Raw genomic sequence first — 21,573 nt, forward strand, 5'->3', positions numbered from 1 at the left:
GAGATGCACCGGGCGTACGTGGCGAGCAGGACGGGGACGCTGTTGCCTGCCCACTCGGCGACCTGCGCCGGCGGTATACCCGCGTTGAGCCACGTCGTCAGGCAGGTGTGGCGGAGGTCGTAAACGCGCTTACCGAGGGGCGAGGCGAATTCCTCGGGCAGTAGGACTTCCTTTCGAGCGGTCCGCCAGGCGCGGCGGAATACCGAGCCGGACAGGATGTCCCGTTCTCCCCTGGGAAAAGCAGGTCTCCAGCACCAAGTCGCGCCGCTACTCCTCCACCTTCACCGAACGGCGCCAAGTCCGCGCCGAGCAACGCCAAGCCCTCGGCCTGCCAGAACCCGAAACCACCCTCGTGCTCGCCGACTGGCGCTACGCCGGCCACGGCCACACCCCCGGCGAATCCGCCCTCGCCGCCTCCATCGCTGAAGACATCCGCATCAACCGAGAAACCACCCGCGAAGCCATGGCGCTGGGGAGAGGGTGTGACGTGACGACAGCAACCCGATCGAACGGGATGCCCACCCTTGCTGAGGTCTGCAATGAGCTGAGGATCTCGCGATCGACGTTCTACGACTGGCGTGCGAAGAAGCGTGCTCCGCGCTGCATCAAGCTCCCGAACGGTGACCTACGGGTCCGTCGGACCGAACTCGACCATTGGCTCGACGGTCGGGAGGACGCGGCCTGATGGACACGACTTTTGACGTCCGGATCTACAAGATTCTGGCCTACAAGGTACTACCCGCGCCGGGGAGCAGTGCCGACTGCCCTCTGGTCCTCGCTCATCGACCAAGCCACGAACCACGTCGAGATCCTCGTGTACGCAGGTCTCTTTCTGTTCGACAGCCACCCGGACCTGCCGGACCAGCTCGCGGACAAGGCCCAGGCGGGCGCCCAGATCCGCATACTTCTCGGTGACCCGGACTCAGAGATGGTCCATCAGCGCGGTAACGAAGAAGGCATCGGCAGTGACCTTGCAGCCCGAGCGCGCATCACCCGTCGCTACCTCGAACCCGCAACCAAGACCCCTGGCGTCGAGCTTCGGCTACACGACACGATCCTCTACAACTCCATCTACCGCTTTGACGATGACGTCCTGGTAAATCCGCATGTCCTTGGCGCTCCGGCCGGGCATGACCCGGTGCTGCACTTCCGCTACATCCCCGGAGCCAGGACGTTTCGGCACTACATGACTGGAGGTGTACATGCCCGCGCGGGTGAAAAGGTGGCTACTTTGTGTAAAAACTCCGCGAGCTGCGCTCTCGGCGCCGGGCCGTAGGCTGTGGGTGAGAGGCGGAGGGAATCCGGGATGAGCGCAGCCCGAACCGTCAAGACGAACGGCGACGAGACGGCCTTCGCCGTGTCCCAGCCGAGTGGGCTGCTGGATGTGCTGGGTGTGGCGGCCGTGGTGCTCGACGCGCAGGGGCGGATCGTGCTGTGGAGCCCCGAGGCCGAGGAGCTGTTCGGCTACACCGCTGAGGAGGCGCTGGGCCAGTACGCCGCTCGGCTCGTGGTCCGCGAGCAGCACCTCGACATGATCATCAAACTGTTCGGCGAGGTGATGGACACCGGCCGACGCTGGGCCGGAGCCTTCCCCATCCGGCACAAGGACGGCAGTACCCGGCTCGTGGAGTTCCGCAACATGCGGCTCCTGGATGACCGCGGAGACTTCTACGCTCTGGGCATCGCCACGGATCAGGCGGCCTTGCGCCAGGTGGAGAGGGACCAGGCCCTGTCCGTACAGTTGGTCTCCCAGTCCCCGATCGGCCTGGCCGTCCTGGACTCCGATCTGCGGTACCTGTCCGTCAACCCGGCGCTGGAGCTGATCCACGGCATACCCGCCGACGAACACCTCGGCCGCGCCTTCCACGACGTGTTGTCGTTCCCGAACGTCGACGAGATCGAAGCCGCCCTGCGCCAGGTGCTGGACACCGGGATCCCCCAAGTCAACCAGCACGCCGTCGGCCGCACCCCGGCAGACCCGGACCATGACCGCGCCTGGTCGGTCTCCTTCTTCCGGCTGGAGGATCCCGGCGGGCGGATTCTGGGTGTGGCCACCTCGGTGGTGGATGTCACCGAACGGCACCGGGCGGCCACCGAGGCAGAGCGCGCCCGTCGGCGACTGGCCCTCATCGCCGACGCCTCCGCCCGCATCGGCACCACCCTGGAACTGGACCGGACCGCCCGCGAACTGGCCGATGTCGCTGTCCCCGAGCTCGCCGACATCGCAGCAGTGGACGTATTGGACTCCGTCCTGGAAGGCCGCCGCAGTGAGCTCTCGCCCACCGGCCCGGCGGTCATCCGGGCCCTCGCCGTCAAGGCCGCCCACCCCACCGAAGCCCTCCAAGCAGCCGACGCCCCCGGGCACATCGCCCAGTACGCCGCCGACCGCCTGGTCACCCAGTGCGTGCACACCGGCCGCCCGGTCATGGTGCGCCATGTGGGCGAGGGGGATCTGCCACGCATCGCCCGTGACCCCGACGAGGCCGTGCTCCTGGCCCGGGCGGGCGTCCACTCCTATCTCGCGGTGCCGTTGACCGCCCGCGGCGAAGTGCTCGGCGCCTTGGACCTCAAACGCACCAGCAACCCCCTGCCTTTCGACCACGACGACATGGTCCTGGCCCGTGAGCTGGGCGCCCGCGCAGCGGTGCAGATCGACAATGCCCGCTGGTACCAAAGCGCGCGCAATACCGCCGTCACCCTCCAGCGCAGCCTGCTGCCGGAGCATCCGCCCTGCACGGTGGGCTTGTCCGTTGCCTCGCGCTACCAGCCGGCTGGAGCCGCGATTGAGGTCGGCGGTGACTGGTTCGACGTCATACCCCTGGAAGGCGACAAGACCGCGCTTGTCGTGGGCGATGTGATGGGCAGCGGTATCGACGCCGCCACCACCATGGGCCGGCTGCGCACCGCCACCAGCACCCTGGCTTCACTAGACCTCGAACCCGCCCGTCTGCTCGAGCACCTCGACAAGATCACAGCCGGTCTGGGTCACTACATCGCCACCTGCATCTACGCCGTCTACGACCCCCACCACCGGCAATGCTGTATCGCCTGCGCCGGACACCTGCCGCCCGCTCTGGTGCGCGCCGGTGGGCCTGCGGAGCTGCTCGACTTGCCCACGGGCGCACCGCTCGGCGTCGGCGGTGTGCCCTTCCACAGCGCCATAGTCGAGTTCGGCCCCGGAGACCAGCTCGTGCTCTACACCGACGGCCTGGTCGAAACCCGCCACGAGCCCCTCGACGACCGCCTCAATCTCCTCCTCCGGCTCCTGGACGACCCCGACCGGCCGTTGGAGAAAACCTGTGACCGGCTCCTGCAAGCGCTCCGACAACCGTACGACCACGATGATGTCGCCCTGCTCATCGCGCGCGTCCAGGGCATGACGAACACTTCTCCCATATAGGGCCACGCTTTCACGCAGTACCACGGTCCTGGGCGCACACCCACTGCCACTCGGGTTCAGGCACCTGATCAGGTCGGTGTCGCGCACGGCGTTCACGGCAGAGCTGGTGAGCGAGTGTCAAGGATCAGTCCGTCACGTCAACCAGCGCCAGTCCCGACCTCCTGCCACACGCCGCAACGACGCACGTCGAGCAAGACCAGGGGGCCACTCGGACACATTGCGGGCAGGGGACAAGCCTGCCCGAGTAGCCGGCAAGCGTACGGCCCCCTGATCACGCACGACCCCAAACCAGGCAGGCCACCGGCCAAAGCCGTTCCACCGACCTCTGCGCCGGAGTGCACTGTCGTGGATCAAGACGGCCCCGGCTCCGCCGGCCGAACACCGACGTGAGAATGAAGCTCTGATCAAGCTCCTGCGGTGGCGAAGCGGGGAACCTCGCAGGTCTCGCGAAAATTCGACATGACGCCGCTTTGCCTCAGCTGGCGGGTCGGGGCTGCGGCGGTACCGCGGCGGGTGCTGTCCCGGGCGAGGCTCCCGCTCCCGTGACGCCTGTGCGCTGTACGGTGCGCCGCCACAGCCGTCCCACGGCGCGGTAGAAGCGGTCCGGCAGGAACACGGCGTCCGCGACGATCATCGCGCCCGAGAAGATCGGCAGTCCCATGACCACCGCGATATTCACGTGCATGCCCAGCAACAGGACCAGGACGGGGTATTTGAGCCTGCCGAACAGGACAAACGGAAAGGCGACCTGCACCAGCACCGTCAGATAGCCAATGACTGCAATCAGCACGTGATGGCCGTCGATCATCTGGGACAACGCAGGCCAGGGCCGGAACAGGTCGATGTTCAGGATGTAGTGGAGGGCGGTGCCATCGCCCCACTTGACGCCCTGCACCTTGTACAGGCCCGCGCATCCGTAGAGGAAGCAGACCTGGGCGGCGATGACGAACATGCCGCAGTTGTGCAGCACAGTGATCAAGATGCTGCGGATGTCACCGAGCTGGTGCCGGAGACCGCCGCCGAGCCGGCCTGCCGTCTTGCCCGCCGACGCCTGGAACCGGGTCCTTCGCGCGTCGAGGGACCAGCGCCGGCCGCACGCGGTGAAGACGAGGTAGACGGCCATGAGGACCATGAGATTGTCCCCGCCGTCCGCCATGAAGATCGCCCTGGCGTGGAACGACACCACCACGACCGCGAACAGCACGGACACCGCCCGGGTCCGCCAGCCCAATAGGAACAGCGCACACGTGACGAGAGCAACGGCGTAGCAGACCTCGAAGTACACCCGACTGTCGGACAGGGTGAGGACGCTGACCCACCCGCTCTGGTCGAACATCTGCCTGGCCAGCGCAGGCGTCCACGGTGAACCGGGCCCCCACATCTCATCGCGGTGTGGAAACTCGCGGAGCAGAAAAACGAGATAGAGCAGCCCGTACCCGATGCGCAGCATCGCCGCCGCGTACAAGGAGACCGGCCGCTCGGTCAGGAGGACGAGGAACGCATGGACCCGGTCGAGTACGCGCTGCGGCATTCGCACGGCCGCTGGCTCGGTGGTACGTGGGGGCGCTGCGACCGGTGGCTGCTCAGTCCGTTCCATGCGAGGACACCTTCCACCAAGGCAGATACCGGGTTTCAGCACGCGCCGATGCCGCGGCGGCCGGCCGGAAACCGCCCGCTGCGCGGGGCGCGGGGATGGGCTGCGTGATGACCCGCAGTTGGATGGAGTCGAAGGTGCCGCCACCTTGGGCGGCGACACGGTCCACTGCAATGTTGCGCAGATACTTCTGGATCATCACAGCCCGGTCCGAGCGCGGATGGTTGTCGCCGCCGTGCGTCTTGAGGTAGGAATTCCAAGCCTGGCGCAGCATGTTCTGTGCCGTATGGCTCGGGAAGACGTTGTGCTTGACAGCGGAATTGTCCCTGGCGGTCAGATCGATCCAGTCGCTCACCCGTGTGGTGCCGTCCGGCGCTGTCCGCTTGGTCCTCGCCGAAATCTGCCGGTTGACCCACTGCGGATTCGGAGCGAAGAGCCGCCAGTTCTGCTCAAACACGGGCCGGACCCAGGCGTCGATCTGTCGGCTGTACGCCTTCGAGATTGCATTCGGAGGCGCCACGTGCAGAAACACCAGGAGCACATGGGCCAGAGCCACTGCAAGGCAGAGGGCCACCGCGGCTCCCGTTCCTGCGGTCAGCAGGCGGGGTGGCCCTGAAAGGTCACGAGTCGTACGCGGTCCCCGGCCACCGTCCTGTGCTGCCGGCTCAGCGTCGGTCCGCCGCGATTCCTTCACATTCGTCGACTCAACGCCGCCCAGCACGGCCCCACCCGGCCCTTCCCATCCCGACTGCTCGCACCTGCTTCTCCTGCTTCCGCGGGCGGGCGCGCGACGGAATCGATGACGATCCGACGCGCGCCATCCGTCCCACTCGTGTGTGAGGTCGACTACCCGTGCGCGCACTCCGCCGAGAGTGCCCACACGGGACTCACTGGTCCCGCCGACAGACGGGGGAACAGCTCGCTCAGCGTTGAACGTGCATTTGTGCACCCTGCGCTTTCCCTCGGGCTTGCCGCGATTCCCGGGCTTCTCGCCGTATCGCCGTCGTGGTAACCGCCGTCGTGGTAACCGCCGTCGTGGTAACCGCCGTCGTGGTAACCGCCGTCGTGGTAACCGCCGTCGTGGTAACCGCCGTCGTGGTAACCGCCGTCGTGGTAACCGCCGTCGTGGTAACCGCCGTCGTGGTAACCGCCGTCGTGGTAACCGCCGTCGTGGTAACCGCCGTCGTGGTAACCGCCGTCGTGGTAACCGCCGTCGTGGTAACCGCCGTCGTGGTAACCGCCGTCGTGGTAACCGCCGTCGTGGTAACCGCCGTCGTGGTAACCGCCGTCGTGGTAACCGCCGTCGTGGTAACCGCCGTCGTGGTAACCGCCGTCGTGGTAACCGCCGTCGTGGTAACCGCCGTCGTGGTAACCGCCGTCGTGGTAACCGCCGTCGTGGTAACCGCCGTCGTGGTAACCGCCGTCGTGGTAACCGCCGTCGTGGTAACCGCCGTCGTGGTAACCGCCGTCGTGGTAACCGCCGTCGTGGTAACCGCCGTCGTGGTAACCGCCGTCGTGGTAACCGCCGTCGTGGTAACCGCCGTCGTGGTAACCGCCGTCGTGGTAACCGCCGTCGTGGTAACCGCCGTCGTGGCCGGTTGCAGCATCGCCCGTCGCGGCGTCACCCGTCGCGGCATCGCCCGTGGCGGCATCACCCGTCGCGGCATCGCCCGTGGCGGCATCACCCGTCGCGGCATCGCCCGTGGCGGCATCACCCGTCGCGGCATCGCCCGTGGCGGCATCACCCGTCGCGGCATCGCCCGTGGCGGCATCACCCGTCGCGGCATCGCCCGTGGCGGCATCACCCGTCGCGGCATCGCCCGTGGCGGCATCACCCGTCGCGGCATCGCCCGTGGCGGCATCACCCGTCGCGGCATCGCCCGTGGCGGCATCACCCGTCGCGGCATCGCCCGTGGCGGCATCACCCGTCGCGGCATCGCCCGTGGCGGCATCACCCGTCGCGGCATCGCCCGTGGCGGCATCACCCGTCGCGGCATCGCCCGTGGCGGCATCACCCGTCGCGGCATCGCCCGTGGCGGCATCACCCGTCGCGGCATCGCCCGTGGCGGCATCACCCGTCGCGGCATCGCCCGTGGCGGCATCACCCGTCGCGGCATCGCCCGTGGCGGCATCACCCGTCGCGGCATCGCCCGTGGCGGCATCACCCGTCGCGGCATCGCCCGTGGCGGCATCACCCGTCGCGGCATCGCCCGTGGCGGCATCACCCGTCGCGGCATCGCCCGTGGCGGCATCACCCGTCGCAGCGTCACCCGTCGCGGCATCACCCGTCGCAGCGTCACCCGTCGCAGCGTCACCCGTCGTCGTCGTGGTCGCAGCGTCACCCGTCGTCGTCGTGGTCGCAGCGTCACCGGTAGTTGTTGTGGTCGTGGTGCCCGCACACTCAGGCCTGGTGATCCGGTTGGTGTCCAGCGTCACGGCCTCGACCTCGGCCAGCGCGCGGCCGTCGATGGTCGCTCCCGTCGTTACGGTGATCGCTGCCTTGGCCATGATCGTGCCCACGAAGGTGGTGCCGGTGCCGAGGGTGGCCGAGCTGCCGATCTGCCAGAACACATTGCACGGCGATGCGCCGTTGATGAGGGACACGCTGCTGTTGCTTGCCGTCGTCAGCGTGGAACCGACCTGGAACACCCACACGGCGTTCGGGTCGCCCTGGGCATCCAGGGTGAGGGTGCCGGTGAGCCCGAGACTGGAAGAGGCGGTGTAGACGCCCGGAACCAGCGTCAAGCCGCCGGCATCCGGAGGAAGGGCGCCATTGGATGCCTGTCCGGCGGCGTCGTTGTACGCCGCGACCAGGTCGGTCTTGGCTTGTTCAGCCACAGTGTCCCCAGAGTGCAAAGTCCCGTTGACCGTACCGGGCGGGAACCCGCTGATGGACGTCCCCGGATGCACTCCGACGTCTCCAGTGACCACTGAGGGCCCGGTGTTGGTGACCTCCGCGCCGGCCAGTACCGCGAAGCTTTCCGCGGTACCCAGATCTACAGGTGTTGCTGCATTCGCCCGTGTAGGCGTCACTGCGACCACGGCAAAGGCGACCAGCAGGGTGAGTACCCCCGCGATCCAAGCCGTCATTGTGCGCCGATGCGGCGCATCGGGAATATTCAGTGTCATCGAGGAGCCAACTCCTGGGGGGTGGTGACGTCCGGACGTTCCTCGTCGAACGGAATCGCCTCGCCTGTCGGCGGCATATTAAGCAGACACCCAACCCCCATTGCGATTCCCCCAGGTGATGTCGCCGGAATCAATCAATATGCATCAAAGAATGCATGAAAAATGTTGAGCTGGCCGACCGTCACTCATCCGTGCGGCGAGCCGGAAGGCGCTTACCGCGGAATTGGGCAAGCGGGCATCAGATGTCCCCCGGGTGGGCGCAGGTCGGAGAAGCATCCGCCGAGCCCGTCACGGTCGGTCCCGGCGCGGATCCGGGCGCTACGTTGTTCCGCCCCCTCGGGAATCCCGTACGCCCCGGCCAGCCATTCGGTACATGCCACCGGCTGGATGCGCCCAGGGCCTAGCTCAGAGCGCGCCTAGTCGAATCCGGGTCGAAGTTCCGAGATACCGGGTGTATGCGAGAGGAGAGGAGCAGGTCAGCCAGGCTGAGCACCTCTGCGGCCAAGCGCCTTCCAAGCGCTTGGCCCCAGGTTCGAGTCCTGCCGGGGGCGCATCGTCCGCACCACCGCAAGGCCCTCCGACCAGGAGGGCCTTTTTGCTGGTCAGGGGACGGTAGCGGGTAGGGCGTAGAGGACGCGTAAGCGCCGGAGGCGCCGCTGGTGGTGGCCCGGCGGGCGCCGTGGCGCGGAGGCGGCACGCCGTGCCGTGCCACACACCCGCGAGGGCGGAGCGGCTCGTCTGGGCGGCGGGGCCGGCCCTTGGATATCCGCTGGACGCGTCCGGTGACCGTTCCCGCACCGGACGGCGCCTGCGCGACCGCGGCCTTCAACATGGGCGCCGCGCTCGGCGCTTCGCTCGGCGGGGCCGCGCTCGGGGCCGGCTTCCGCTCACCCCTGTGGGTGAGCGCCTTGCTGGTGGCGGCGGCGTTCGTCAACGCGCTCACCGCCACAGGTGTGGCCCGCGCGGGGCGCCGCCGCCGTGGCGACGGGCGGCCGACGGCCGGCGTCAGCGGTGGCCGCCCTGGGGCATGTCCGACCAGCCCAGCGGATACAGCTCCGCCTCGCGGCCCCCGACGGCAGGTTCCGCGCCCGCCTCGGTGAACGCCCCCAGTGCGTCGACGAGTGCCGCTCGCTGCTGCGGGTCGAGCCGGGACACGATCGCGGCGATCTCCTCGCGGCGGCGGCCGGTGACGTCCTCGACGATGCGCCGGCCCTCGTCGGTCAGCCGCAGCACGGTCTCGCGGCGGTTGTCGGGGTTGACCTGCCGGTCCGCCAGACCGGCGGCGATCAGCCGGTCCATCATCCGCAGCGCGGTCGACGGGTTCACCCCGAGCCGCTCGGCCAGGACGACCAGCTTGGCGGGCCCCTCCGTGGACAGCACGACCAGGAGCCGGAACTGGGGCAGCGTGACCCGGTCCTCCACGGCGGCCAGCGAGCGGGCGGAGACCGCGACGAGGAGCCTGGACGCGGTGAGCACCGCGCGGGTCACGGCGTCGACGTCGTCCATGTCCCCTGCGGACCGCGCTGGTTGGTTCATGTCCTCTTTCTACCGCGCGGTCCCGGCCGCGGCATCGCCGGTCCCCGGTCAGGGGCGGGACGGACTCCGGGCCGGCCGGCTTCCGCGGCGTCGGAGCCGACGGCTACGGGAGTGCGGCGCACACGAGCAGGACGAAGGCCGCCAGCGTCAGGAGCGTACGGACCAGGTGCAGCCGGTTCCACCGGCTCTCGAAAGCCGCGCGGACCCTGGTGTCGGACACGGGCGGGGTGGCGTTCTCGGATGCGGCGAGCGCGTTGTTGAGGGGGATGTTGCCGACGACGGTGACGAGGTGGTTGAGGACGGCGCAGACGAGCCCGGCGACGATCAGCCACCGCTCGGTGGCGGTGCGGCCCTGGACGGGGACGGCGAGCGCGGCGGCCGGGAAGGCGACGATCGCGACGAAGACGAGGAGGAAGACGGCCCGCGGCACGGTCTCGTTGACACGGCGCATCGCGCCCACGAACTGCTCGTCGGACAACCGGGCGAAGCCGGGCATGATGCCGGTCAGGAAGATGAGCATGAAGCCCGCGTACAGACCGGTGGAGATGACGGCGAGGGCGAGCAGGAGGGTCGGCATGGGCCACATCATGGCGCGGCGGGCGTGGCGGTGCAGCCGAGTTGACGCTCCCGCGCCCCTCGCCGGCCCGCCGCCCCTCCCCTCAGCCCTTCAGGCGCTCCGCCGTCAGCCCGTCAGGCGCACTGCCCGGCCGATCGCGTCGGCCAGGTCACGCACGGCCGTGTCCTCCGTCGAGTCCGCCAGTGCCCGTGCCCGGTCGCGCAGTTCGGCGAGGCCGGGTGAGCCCGGCACGGAGCCGTCGCGCAGTTCGTCGGCGAAGTACGCCGCCACCGCCGTCACCTGGAGCCGCTTGGACGCCGTGTCCCACAGCGCCCCGTCGATCGCGCCGGCCTCCACCGAGCCCGACCGCTCGTGCGGCGCCCGTGTCGCGGGGTCGAGCCAGCGCACGGTCGCCGTGGCGACATGGCCGCTCGCGCCCTCCCGGAGGCGTACGGCGTACAGCGCGGTCACCGTGTGGCCGGGGCCGACCTCGCCGCCGTCGACGCGGTCGTCGCGGAAGTCCTCGTCCGCGACGGCCCGGTTCTCGTAGCCGATGAGCCGGAACTGCTTGACGGTCTGCGGGTCGAAGGCGACCTGGGCCTTGGCGTCGCGGGCGCGCAGCTCCACGTGCGCGGGCAGCTGGTCGACGAAGACCTTCCTCGCCTCCTCCTCGTCGGAGACGTACGTCGTGTGCCCGTCGCCCTTGTCGGCGAGGCGTTCCATCAGCGCGTCGCCGTAGTCGCTGCCGACGCCGACGCCGAAGAGGGTGATGCCGTGCTCGCGGCGGGCGTCGTCGATGCGGTCGAGGATCGCGTCGGCCTCCGTCCGCCCCGTGTTGGCGAGCGCGTCGGAGAGCAGCACGACCCGGTTGGTGGCGCCCTTCCTTCGGCCTTCGACGGCCTCCTCGTAGCCCGTGGTGACCCCGGCCTCCACGTTGGTCGAATCGGTGGGCTCCAGGTCGTCGACGATGTCGTGGATCCGGTCGCGGTTGCCGTCCAGCCGCGTCATGGGCAGCCGGGTCTCCGCCTCGTCGCTGAAGGTGACGACGGCGATCGAGTCGTCGTCGCGCAGCTGGTCGGTCAGGGTGCCGAGCGACTTCTTGACGAGGTCCAGGCGGCCGGGCTCGGACATCGATCCGGAGATGTCGATGACGAACGTGAGCGCGGCGGGCGGCCGTTTCGTGCGCGCGGGCGCGGCCGTGGACAGTCCCACGCGGACCAGCGACCAGTCCTCGCCGCCGCCGTCCCCGTGCACCTCTCCCTCCGGGGCCTGCGGCCGCGCGCCGTCGACGGTGACGGAGAAACCGTTGCCCTCGGGGCGTTCGTAGTCCTGGCGGAAGCTGTTGACGAACTCCTCGGGCCGCACCTCGTGCGCCTGCGGCAGCCGCCCCTCCTTCAGGGTGCGGCGGGCGTAGCCGTAGGAGGCGGTGTCGACGTCGAGGGCGAACGTGGACAGGTAGTCCGCGGGCGGTGCGGACTCGCGTGCCTTGTCGGCCTCGCCTTTGGCGGCTCCCTCGCCCGGCGCGCCCCCGTCGGGGACGGCCGGGGCGGGCAGCGCGCCGTCCGGCCTTCGGCTGTCGGTCTGATCGGTGGCGATGTTCTCGGAGCCCGAGCAGGCCGACGTCAGCAGCATGCCGCCGGCCAGAGCGGCGGCCGCCGCCGTCCTGGCCGCCCGTCCGCCCCTTCTCCCCCATGAACTGAACGTCATCCGGTTCTCCCCCTCGCATCGAACGGCACTTGTGAATGTGACGTCCGAGACCGCCGGAAGGAGCAGACGAAGGGGTTGCGGAAGGATCTCGATGCGGCAACGGCGCAGGGCCGGCCGACCCCTACGACACGATGTCCTTGCGGGAGAAGTTCCTGAAGGCGAGCGCGAACAGCACCAGCGCGTACGTGACCGACACGGACGCCCCCTTCACCATGCCCGTCCACTCCAGCTGCGGCTGGAGCGCGTCGATCCAGGCGAACTGCCAGTGCGCGGGGAGCACTTCGCGCCAGCCGCCCAGCGCCGTGACGGCGTCCAGCACATTGCCGATGATGGTCAGCCCGACCGCGCCGCCGACCGCGCCGAGCGGTGCGTCGGTCTTGGTGGAGAGCCAGAACGCCAGGCCTGCCGTGACCAGTTGGGAGACGAAGACGAACGCCACCACGAGCCCCAGCCGTCCCAGTGACGTCCCGGCGCCGAGCGATCCGCCCGTGGGCAGTTCGAGGGGCCCCCAGCCGTAGGCGACCGTGCCCGCCACCAGCGCCACCAGCGGCAGCAGCACCATCGCCGCCGCGCTGAAGCCGAGCGCCACGGCGAGCTTGGACCACAGCAGACGCGTCCGGGGCACGGGCGCGGCGAGCAGGTAGCGCAGCGACGACCAGCTCGCCTCCGAGGCGACGGTGTCGCCGTGGAACAGCGCCACGGGCACCACCAGCAGGAAGCCCGCCGAGACGAACAGGCAGGTGGCGGCGAAGTTGGCGCCGGACGCGGTGGCCGTGTCCATCAGGGTGATGCGGCCGTTGTCGCGGCCGTCCGGGGTGCCGCCGATCGCGAACGCCGCGATGAGGACGAACGGCAGCGCGGCCAGGATCCCGGCCATCACCAGGGTCCGGCGCCGCCTCAGCTGCCGGACCGCCTCCACCGTCAGGGGCAGGGTGTGTCCGGCCCGGTAGCCGGGGGCCGACCCGACGGGCGTGGCGTCTTGCACGGGCGCGCTCATGCCGAGCCTCCGATCAGGGTGAGGAACGCGTCCTCCAGGCGGCGGTGCGGTCCGACGCCCGTCAACGGCACGTCCAGACGGACCAGTTCGGTGATCATCGCGGTGGCGCTCGCGCCGTCCAGCCGTACCAGCAGGCCCTCGTCGGTGCGCACGGCCGAGCCGATGCCCGGCAGCGCGGCGATCTTCTCGACGACCGGTTCGGGCACCTCGCCCGCCGTGGTGACGAGAAGGGTGTCGCTCTCGCCGGTGATCTCGGCGACGGGACCGGCCTGTACGAGCCGGCCGCGGTCCATGACGACGAGGTGGGTGCAGGACTGCTCGACCTCCGACAGGAGGTGGCTGGAGACGATGACGGTCCGGCCCCCGGCCGCGTACCGGATCATCACATCCCGCATCTCGCGGATCTGCGGCGGGTCCAGCCCGTTGGTCGGCTCGTCGAGGATCAGCAGGTCCGGCAGGCCGAGCATGGCCTGGGCGATGGCGAGACGCTGTCGCATGCCCTGGGAGTAGGTGCGTACGGCGCGGGCCAGCGCGTCACCGAGGCCGGCGATCTCCAGCGCCTCCTCGATGTGCGCGTCGGCGGCCGGGCGGCCGGTCGCCCTCCAGTACAGCTCCAGATTCTCGCGGCCCGACAGGTGCGGCAGGAAACCCGCGCCCTCGACGAACGCGCCGACCCGGGAGAGCACGGGGGCACCGGGCCTGATGGCGTGGCCGAAGACGCGGATCTCGCCGTCGTCGGGCCGGATCAGGCCCATCAGCATGCGCAGGGTGGTCGTCTTGCCGGCGCCGTTGGGGCCGAGCAGTCCGAGCACCTGGCCCTTCTCGACGCGGAAGGAGAGATCCCGTACGGCGTACCGGTCCGCGGACTTCGCGTAGCGCTTGGTCAGTCCGGTGATCTCCAGCGGTACGCCGGCGCGCTCCGGGTCGGGCGCCGGTGCGACGGCCCGGCGGCGGGCGGTGAACAGCAGGGCGGCCGCGACAAGGGCTCCGGCGGCCGGCAGCGCCCACACCCACCAGGGCAGTCCGGCGGCCTGGGTGCGCACGGCGGGGGCGGTGGGCACGGTGAGCGCTCCGGCGAGGGAGACGGTGTACGTGGCCGGTTCGCCCGGGGAGGCGTAGCCGAGGTCGGTCGCGGACAGGACGAGACGCAGCCGGTGTCCCGCGTCGACCTCGTGGTCCACGGCGGGCAGTGTGAGGGTCACCTTCTGCGCCCGCGCGGCGTCCTCGACCCGGACGGGCGCGACGAGCTGGGCGGGCAGCACCTGCTGCCTGCCGTCGGGCCCGACGTCGTACACCTTCCCGAACAGCACGGCGTCGCCCCGGTCGGCGGCCACCTCGACGGTGACCTGCGGGGAGCCGGTGATCCGGGTGGCGCGGCCCAGCGGCGCGGAGGTGAAGCTCGCGAACTGGCCGGGGAAGTCGAGGGAGAGGCCGACGCCCAGCGACGACAGCGATCCGGCCCCGCCGCCGAGGCCGGGGACGGCGGAGATGGCGGGCGGGTTGGCACCCGCCGGGTTGGCGATGCGCTGTTCGGGTCCGGCGAGCGGGAACGTGCGGGGGCCGCTCGCGAGGCCCGGGTAGCGGTCCGCGGTCGCGCCGCGCAGCAGTGCCTGCCCGTCGGTCGAGTCGACGCCTCCTGTGCGGCTGACGCGGAAGGCGGGCCCGGTGTCCGCGCCCTTGTCCTGCCCCAGGTACCGGTCGAACCAGGCGGTGATCCGCGCTTCCACGCGGCTCGTCTCACGGTCTCCGCCGTCGTGCCCGCCGGCGGTCCAGTCGACCGCGACGGGTGCGCCGTTGCCGCTGACGGCCCGGGCCATGGCGTCGGCCTGGGACAGCGTGAAGAGCGAGTCGGACTGGCCCTGGACGATGAGCGCGGGAACCGCGATCCGGTCCGCCACCGCCGAGGGGCTGCGCTCCTCGAGGAGCGCCCGGGCCTCGGCGTCGGGCTTTCCGGCGACGGCGATGCGCTCGTACATGGCGCACAGCCGCGGCTCGAAGCGGCCGCAGCCGGCCGGGTTCACGGGGCCGGCGTCGGTGCGGCCGCCGGGGGCGTCCGCGGCGCCCTGCTCGGCGGCCTCGCCCGCGGGGGCCTCACCGGCGGGCGGCGGGGCCACTCGCCGGCCGGTGTCGGGTGCCGAGCCGGTCGAGAAGAAGATGCCGGCCCACAACTTCTTGAAGACGTCGTCGGGGAACAGGGCCTCGGCGAGGTTCCAGTACGTGATCCGGGGGGCGATGGCGTCGACGCGCTTGTCGTACCCGGCGCCGAGGAGCGAGATCGCGCCGCCGTACGAGGAGCCGGTGATGCCGACGCGCGGATCGCCGTCCTCGTCGAGCCGCACCTCGGGCCGCCGTGCCAGCCAGTCGATCAGCCGGGAGACGTCCTTGACCTCCCTCTCGGGGTCGTTGAGGCCGATGCGTCCGGTGGACTTCCCGAAGCCGCGTGCCGACCAGGTCAGGACGGCGTACCCGTCCTGGGCCAGCTTCTCCGCCTGGGCGCGTACGTCCTCCTTGCTGCCTCCGAAGCCGTGGCCGATGAGCACGGCGGGCCGGCGCCCGTCGCCGCCTGCGGTGAAGTACGAGGTGTCGATCTGCGCCCCGGGCATGTCCAGCGCCCGGTCCTCGCGGTGCACGGCGGGCGGGCCGTCGTCGGCGACCGCGGTCCAGGTGCCCGCGCCCGCGAGGACGGCGAAGGCCGCGACACCGGCGAGCCATCGGCCGCGTGGTCCGGTCCTGAGCCGGCCCAGGGACCGGGGAAGTCGGATCTCCATGGGGAAAACCCTAAGCGGACAGCCTGTCGAGCTCGGCTGCCGCCAGGCGGAACTCACGGACCTTCCTGAGGAGTACGCCGCTGGGGCCGCGTACACCGGACGCGGTACGAGCACCGGACATTCCGGGCACGCGACAGGGGTACACAAGACCCACACTTACTGACTGGTAGTCAGATCCCTTTGTTCAAGCGGGGACCATCCACATCCCGCCCCCTTGTGTCGCAGGTCACATCACACGACTCTGGTGGACAGAACCGCACGTCCTGGCACCATGCACGCCCGTACTTGCCCGTAACAGGTCAACGAAAGGTACAGGTGCACGAGATGGGACCCACTGCCCGTCGCGCGGCGGCGCTGATATCAGCAGTCGCCGTCGCGACCGGTCTCCAGTTCGCCATATCCCCCACCGCGCAGAGCGTGACCCTCGGCGATCTTCGTCTCGCCCCCACTGCAACCGCCGTACACAACAGCTGGATCGTCGTCCTGAAGGACGGCAGCACACGTGCCGCCGATCTCGGTGTCACGCCCAAGCACACCTACCGCAGCGTCCTGAGCGGTTTCTCCGCCTCCATGTCCACACAGAAGGCCAAGGAGCTCGCGGCCGACCCCCGGGTGGCGTACGTCGAGCAGAACTCGATCGTCCGCCTCAACGAGACCCAGCCGAACGCCACCTGGGGCATCGACCGCATCGACCAGCGCAGCCTGCCGCTGTCGAAGACATACACGTACAACACGACCGCGTCCACCGTGAACGCGTACATCATCGACACGGGAATCCGCACCTCGCACAGCGAGTTCGGCGGACGCGCACGCGTCGGCACGGACACGGTGGGCGGCGGCCAGAACGGCCAGGACTGCCAGGGCCACGGCACGCACGTGGCGGGCACCGTCGGCGGCAAGACCTACGGCGTCGCCAAGAACGTCAACCTGGTCGCCGTACGCGTCCTGGACTGCAACGGCTCCGGCACCACCGCCGGTGTGATCGCGGGCGTCGACTGGGTGACCGCCAACGCCAGGAAGCCGGCCGTCGCCAACATGAGCCTCGGCGGCTCGGCGAACACCTCGCTCGACAACGCGGTGAAGAAGTCGATCGCCTCCGGCGTCAGCTACTCCATCGCCGCGGGCAACGGCCTCCCCGTCCTGGGCCTGCCGGCCGACGCCTGCAACTACTCGCCCGCCCGCGTCCCCGAGGCGATCACGGTCGGCGCGACGGACAACGCGGACCGCCGGGCGTCGTTCTCCAACTACGGCACCTGCCTGGACCTGTTCGCACCGGGTGTGTCCATCACCTCGGCGTGGAAGGACAACGACACCGCCACGAGCACCATCTCGGGCACGTCGATGGCGGCCCCGCACACCGCGGGCGCGGCCGCGCTCTACCTGTCCACCCACCCCACGGCGACCCCGGCCCAGGTCAGGGACGCCCTGGTCGCCAACGCGACCGGCGGCAAGGTCCAGAACGCGCTCACGGGCTCCCCGAACAAGCTGCTGTACTCGCTGTTCTAGGCATCCGGAACGAGCCGTACGGACACGAGGGCGGGCCCGGCGACGGGCCCGCCCCCGGTCCTGTGCGTCAGTGGTTGCGCGGGAAGCCCAGGTCCACGCCCGCCGGGGCGTCGGCCGGGTCCGGCCAGCGGGTGGTGACGACCTTGCCGCGGGTGTAGAAGTGCACGCCGTCGTTGCCGTAGATGTGGTGGTCGCCGAAGAGCGAGTCCTTCCAGCCGCCGAAGCTGTGGTAGCCGACGGGGACCGGGATCGGCACGTTGACGCCGACCATGCCGGCCTCGATCTCCAGCTGGAAGCGCCGGGCCGCGCCGCCGTCACGGGTGAAGATCGCGGTGCCGTTGCCGAACGGCGAGGCGTTGATCAGCGCCACGCCCTCCTCGTACGTCTCGGCGCGCAGCACGCACAGCACCGGGCCGAAGATCTCGTCGCGGTACGCGTCGGAGTCGGTGGAGACCTTGTCGAGCAGGGACAGGCCGATCCAGTGCCCGTCCTCGAAGCCGTCCACGCGCAGGCCCGTGCCGTCGAGGACGACCTCGGCGCCCTGGTCGGCGGCGCCCTTGACGTAGGAGGCGACCTTGTCGCGGTGGGCGGCGGTGATGAGCGGGCCCATCTCCGAGGCGGGGTCGTTGCCGGGGCCGATCTTGATCTTCTCGGCGCGCTCGCGGATCTTCTCGACCAGCTCGTCGCCGACCGCGCCGACGGCGACCACCGCGGAGATCGCCATGCAGCGCTCGCCCGCCGAGCCGTACGCGGCCGACACCGCGGCGTCGGCCGCCGCGTCCAGGTCCGCGTCCGGCAGGACCAGCATGTGGTTCTTCGCGCCGCCGAGCGCCTGGACGCGCTTGCCGTTGGCGGAGGCGGTGGTGTGGATGTAGCGGGCGATCGGGGTGGAGCCGACGAAGGAGACCGCGGCCACGTCGGGGTGCGCGAGCAGCGCGTCGACCGCGACCTTGTCGCCGTGGACGACGTTCAGCACGCCGTCGGGCAGGCCGGCCTCGGCGGCGAGCTCCGCGAGCAGGTTCGCGGCGGACGGGTCCTTCTCGCTGGGCTTGAGGACGAAGGTGTTTCCGCAGGCGATCGCCAGCGGGAACATCCACATCGGCACCATGGCCGGGAAGTTGAACGGCGTGATGCCGGCGACGACGCCGAGCGGCTGGCGGATGGCGGCGACGTCGACACGGTTGGAGACCTGGGTCGACAGCTCGCCCTTGAGCTGGGTGGTGATGCCGCAGGCCAGCTCGACGATCTCCAGACCGCGGGCCACCTCGCCCAGTGCGTCCGAGTGGACTTTGCCGTGCTCGGCGGTGATCAGGGCGGCGATGTCGTCGCGGCGGGCGTCGAGCAGCGCCCGGTAGCGGAAGAGGACCGCAGTGCGCTGCGCCAGCGACGACGTGCCCCACGTCGCGTACGCCTCCCTGGCCGCGGAGACGGCCGCATCCACCTCCTCCACGGATGCCAGGGCGACCCGGGTCGTGACCTCTCCCGTCGCCGGGTCGGTCACCGGACCCCAGTTGCCGGACGCACCCTCGACGGTCTTGCCACCGATCCAGTGGTTGACGGTCTTCGTCATGGCGAAAAACTCCTTCAGAGATGGCGGCGTCGGGATGCGACTTGCCGGTCGTACTCCTCCCGGGCCCAGGCCGCCGACGGGCGGGTCGCGGTCTCGGCCACCGGAACATCCCACCACGCCTGTGCCCCGGGCGCGCCCGACACAATGTCTGCCGTTCCGGTCTCCACGTAGACACATGTGGGGGCGTCCGCCGCGCGCGCATCGGCCAGCGCTTCGCGCAGGTCACGCACGGTCCTGGCGCGGATCACCCGCATGCCCAGCGACTCGGCGTTCGCCGCCAGGTCGACGGGCAGCGGCGGTCCGGTGTACGTGCGGCCGGGGCCGGTCCGCTGCCGGTAGTCCGTGCCGAAGCGCTCGGCGCCGACCGTCTCGGACAGGCCTCCGATGGAGGCGTACCCGTGGTTCTGCAGGATCACCATCCGGATCGGGACGCCCTCCTGCACGGCGGTGACGATCTCGGTGGGGTTCATCAGATACGTGCCGTCGCCGACCAGCGCCCAGACCGGGCGTCCCGGTGCTGCCATCGCCACGCCGATCGCGGCCGGGATCTCGTAGCCCATGCAGGAGTAGCCGTATTCGACGTGGTACTGGTCGGCGGAGCGGGTGCGCCACAGCTTGTGCAGGTCGCCCGGGAGGGAGCCGGCGGCGTTGATCAGGATGTCGTCCCCGGTCACGAGGGCGTCCAGGGCGCCGAGGACCTGGGGCTGGGTGGGCGCCGCGTCCTCGTCACCCGCTGCGTACGCGGCGTCGACCCGGTGCTCCCAGCGCTCCTTCCCCCGCGCGTACTCCTTCTCGTACGCCGCGTCCACGCGGTGGCCCGCGAGGGCGGCGGCCAGCTCGCCGAGTGCGGCGCGGGCGTCGGCGACGAGCGCGAGGCCGGACATCTTGTGCGCGTCGAAGGCGGCGACGGAGATGTTGACGAAGCGGACGTCGGGGGCGGCGAAGAGGGTCGAGGACGCGGTGGTGAAGTCGGTCCAGCGGGTGCCGACGCCGATCACCAGGTCGGCGGTGCGGGCCAGGTCGTCGGCGGTGGCAGTGCCGGTGTGGCCGATGCCGCCGATGTCGCAGGGATGGTCGTGCGGCAGTGATCCCTTGCCCGCCTGGGTGGAGGCGACGGGGATGCCGGTGGCGTCGGCGAGCGCGCGCAGCGCCTGCTCGGCCTCGCTGTGGCGGACGCCGCCGCCCGCCACGATCAGCGGCCGGTGTGCCCGGCGCACGGCGTCCGCGGCCTGCGCGAGCGCGTCCGTGTCGGGGCGGGGGCGGCGCACGTGCCACACCCGGTCGGTGAAGAACTCCTCCGGCCAGTCGTACGCCTCCGCCTGCACGTCCTGCGGCAGCGCGAGCGTGACGGCGCCGGTCTGCGCGGGGTCGCTGAGGACGCGCATCGCCTGGAGCGCGGCCGGCACCAGGGCCTCGGGACGGGTGATCCGGTCGAACCAGCGGGAGACGGGGCGCAGGCAGTCGTTGACCGACACGTCGCCCGCGTACGGCACTTCGAGCTGCTGGAGCACGGGGTCGGCGGGGCGGGTGGCGAAGACGTCGCCGGGCAGCAGGAGGACGGGCAGGTGGTTGACGGTGGCGAGCGCGGCGCCGGTGACCAGGTTCGTGGCGCCGGGGCCGATGGAGGTGGTGACCGCGTGCGCGGACAGCCTGCGGGACTGACGGGCGTAGCCGACGGCGGCGTGCACCATGGACTGCTCGTTGCGGCCCTGGACGAAGGGCATGTCCGCCAAGGACTCGACGAGGGCCTGGCCGATGCCTGCCACGTTGCCGTGTCCGAAGATGCCCCAGGTGGCGGCGATCAGTCGCCGGCGGCGGCCGTCGCGCTCGGTGTACTGGTGGGACAGGAAGCGCACCAGAGCCTGGGCCGTGGTCAGCCGCGTCATCGGTAACCCTCCGCGTGGTCGGGGTGGAAGCGGATCAGCCATTCCCTCTCGGCGGCCGGTCCCGCCATCACGTTGAGGTAGTACATGGGGTGGCCCGGCTCCGCGACGGACGGCCCGTGCCAGCCGTCGGGGACGAGGACGGCGTCGCCGCTGCGGACCTCGGCGAGCACATCGGCGCCGCCGGGACGCGAGGGCGACACCCGCTGGAAGCCGACGCCGCCGCCGTCGATCTCGAAGTAGTAGATCTCCTCGAGCTCGCTCTCCTCGCCGGGGACGCGCTCGTCGTGCTTGTGCGGCGGGTAGGAGGACCAGTTGCCGCCGGGGGTGATCACCTCGACGGCGATCAGCCGGTCGCAGGCGAACACGCCGGCCGCCGCGAAGTTGCGCACTTCGCGGGCCGAGATCCCGCTGCCGCGGGCCTCGACGGGTACCTCCGGCGCGGGGCCGTAGCGAGCGGGGAGTCGGCGCTCGCACCTCGCTCCTGCCAGGGCGAAGCGGCCTCCCGCGCCGGAGGCGATCTGGGCATGGGCGTCTCTCGGCACGTACGCGAAGTCGCTCACTCCGCCGAACACGCCGTCCCGCCCCTGCAGTTCAAAGATCTCGCCTTGCGTCTGCACCGTGCAACCGCCGCTGAGGGGCAGCACGATCCATTCGCTGTCGCCGGTGGTGAGCGGATGCGAACCGCCCGGCTCCAGCTCCAGCACGCGCAACTGGGAGTAGCCCCAGCCGGCCTGCTCGGGAGTGATGCTCAGGGCGTACGGTCCCTGGGCGGCGCTGCCCGCGGGGACGTGCAGGCCGGGCAGCTTGCCGGCCGGCTCCCCGCCGCCGCGCGGTGTGCCGTTGCGCGGTGCGGCGCCGGCGCCGGGCGCGCCCTCGTGGGGTGTGCCCTGGTGCGGTTGGTCGTGGCTCATGCCTTCTCCGTAC

The 21,573-nt window shown here is 70.7% G+C and carries 14 protein-coding genes and 2 pseudogenes; 5 read left to right on the plus strand and 11 right to left on the minus strand.

All coding sequences use genetic code 11. The annotated features are described in order from the left end of the window. Positions 1-250 precede the first annotated feature (250 nt). The 4 genes and pseudogenes from HW130_RS19395 to HW130_RS19410 form a co-directional block, all read left to right on the plus strand. Positions 251-466: pseudogene (locus HW130_RS19395) on the plus strand (replication initiator); the annotation flags it as partial. A 66-nt stretch (positions 467-532) separates the two neighbouring features. Beyond that, a pseudogene (locus HW130_RS19400) lies at positions 533-685 on the plus strand (helix-turn-helix transcriptional regulator); the annotation flags it as partial. 69 nt (positions 686-754) lie between these two features. Then, the gene (locus HW130_RS19405) at positions 755-1,276 is read left to right on the plus strand and encodes a hypothetical protein (protein ID WP_256356182.1); all 522 of its coding nucleotides are present in this window, start codon (positions 755-757) and stop codon (positions 1,274-1,276) included. A 30-nt stretch (positions 1,277-1,306) separates the two neighbouring features. Continuing rightward, positions 1,307-3,400, plus strand: a complete 2,094-nt coding sequence (locus HW130_RS19410; protein ID WP_177150894.1) for a SpoIIE family protein phosphatase — start codon at positions 1,307-1,309, stop codon at positions 3,398-3,400. Positions 3,401-3,875: 475 nt separating this feature from the next. On the opposite strand, the gene HW130_RS19415 is transcribed toward HW130_RS19410, so the two are convergent. The 8 genes from HW130_RS19415 to HW130_RS19450 all read right to left on the minus strand — a co-directional run bounded on the left by HW130_RS19415 (position 3,876) and on the right by HW130_RS19450 (position 15,687). Further along, the gene (locus HW130_RS19415; RefSeq protein WP_177150958.1) at positions 3,876-4,931 is read right to left on the minus strand and encodes an HTTM domain-containing protein; all 1,056 of its coding nucleotides are present in this window, start codon (positions 4,929-4,931) and stop codon (positions 3,876-3,878) included. A 52-nt stretch (positions 4,932-4,983) separates the two neighbouring features. Next, positions 4,984-5,568 carry a DUF5819 family protein gene (locus HW130_RS19420; RefSeq protein ID WP_177150895.1) on the minus strand — a complete coding sequence of 195 codons (585 nt, stop codon included), beginning with the start codon at positions 5,566-5,568 and terminating at the stop codon, positions 4,984-4,986. A 272-nt stretch (positions 5,569-5,840) separates the two neighbouring features. After that, the gene (locus HW130_RS36755) at positions 5,841-8,123 is read right to left on the minus strand and encodes an ice-binding family protein (RefSeq protein ID WP_177150896.1); all 2,283 of its coding nucleotides are present in this window, start codon (positions 8,121-8,123) and stop codon (positions 5,841-5,843) included. 1,005 nt (positions 8,124-9,128) lie between these two features. Next, positions 9,129-9,659 (minus strand): MarR family winged helix-turn-helix transcriptional regulator, encoded by a 531-nt coding sequence (locus tag HW130_RS19430; protein ID WP_256356183.1) that lies wholly within the window; start codon positions 9,657-9,659, stop codon positions 9,129-9,131. Positions 9,660-9,762: 103 nt separating this feature from the next. Further along, positions 9,763-10,236, minus strand: coding sequence for a DUF1772 domain-containing protein (locus tag HW130_RS19435; RefSeq protein WP_177150897.1), 474 nt, complete (start codon positions 10,234-10,236; stop codon positions 9,763-9,765). A gap of 105 nt (positions 10,237-10,341) precedes the next feature. Then, the gene (locus tag HW130_RS19440; RefSeq protein ID WP_177150898.1) at positions 10,342-11,922 is read right to left on the minus strand and encodes a von Willebrand factor type A domain-containing protein; all 1,581 of its coding nucleotides are present in this window, start codon (positions 11,920-11,922) and stop codon (positions 10,342-10,344) included. A gap of 121 nt (positions 11,923-12,043) precedes the next feature. Further along, positions 12,044-12,919 carry an ABC transporter permease gene (locus HW130_RS19445; protein ID WP_177150899.1) on the minus strand — a complete coding sequence of 292 codons (876 nt, stop codon included), beginning with the start codon at positions 12,917-12,919 and terminating at the stop codon, positions 12,044-12,046. Further along, complete coding sequence (locus tag HW130_RS19450) at positions 12,916-15,687, minus strand: alpha/beta fold hydrolase (protein ID WP_177150900.1); 2,772 nt, start codon at positions 15,685-15,687, stop codon at positions 12,916-12,918. Before HW130_RS19450 ends, HW130_RS19445 begins: the two co-directional genes overlap by 4 nt. A gap of 315 nt (positions 15,688-16,002) precedes the next feature. Between HW130_RS19450 and HW130_RS19455 the strand changes: the two genes are divergently transcribed. Then, positions 16,003-17,193, plus strand: a complete 1,191-nt coding sequence (locus tag HW130_RS19455; RefSeq protein ID WP_375256552.1) for a S8 family peptidase — start codon at positions 16,003-16,005, stop codon at positions 17,191-17,193. Between the two features lie 67 nt (positions 17,194-17,260). On the opposite strand, the gene mmsA is transcribed toward HW130_RS19455, so the two are convergent. Genes mmsA through iolB form a run of 3 tightly spaced genes read right to left on the minus strand, consistent with a single transcriptional unit; the run spans position 17,261 to position 21,560 of the window. Continuing rightward, positions 17,261-18,763, minus strand: a complete 1,503-nt coding sequence (gene mmsA / locus HW130_RS19460; RefSeq protein ID WP_177150902.1) for a CoA-acylating methylmalonate-semialdehyde dehydrogenase — start codon at positions 18,761-18,763, stop codon at positions 17,261-17,263. 14 nt (positions 18,764-18,777) lie between these two features. Beyond that, positions 18,778-20,649: a 3D-(3,5/4)-trihydroxycyclohexane-1,2-dione acylhydrolase (decyclizing) gene (gene iolD, locus HW130_RS19465; RefSeq protein ID WP_256356184.1), complete on the minus strand. Its 1,872-nt coding sequence runs from the start codon at positions 20,647-20,649 to the stop codon at positions 18,778-18,780. Continuing rightward, positions 20,646-21,560: a 5-deoxy-glucuronate isomerase gene (gene iolB / locus HW130_RS19470; RefSeq protein ID WP_177150904.1), complete on the minus strand. Its 915-nt coding sequence runs from the start codon at positions 21,558-21,560 to the stop codon at positions 20,646-20,648. Before iolB ends, iolD begins: the two co-directional genes overlap by 4 nt. Between the last annotated feature and the right edge of the window lie 13 nt (positions 21,561-21,573).

It is taken from the genome of Streptomyces sp. PKU-EA00015, from assembly GCF_013387495.1.
In the GTDB taxonomy this organism is placed as follows: Bacteria; Actinomycetota; Actinomycetes; order Streptomycetales; family Streptomycetaceae; genus Streptomyces.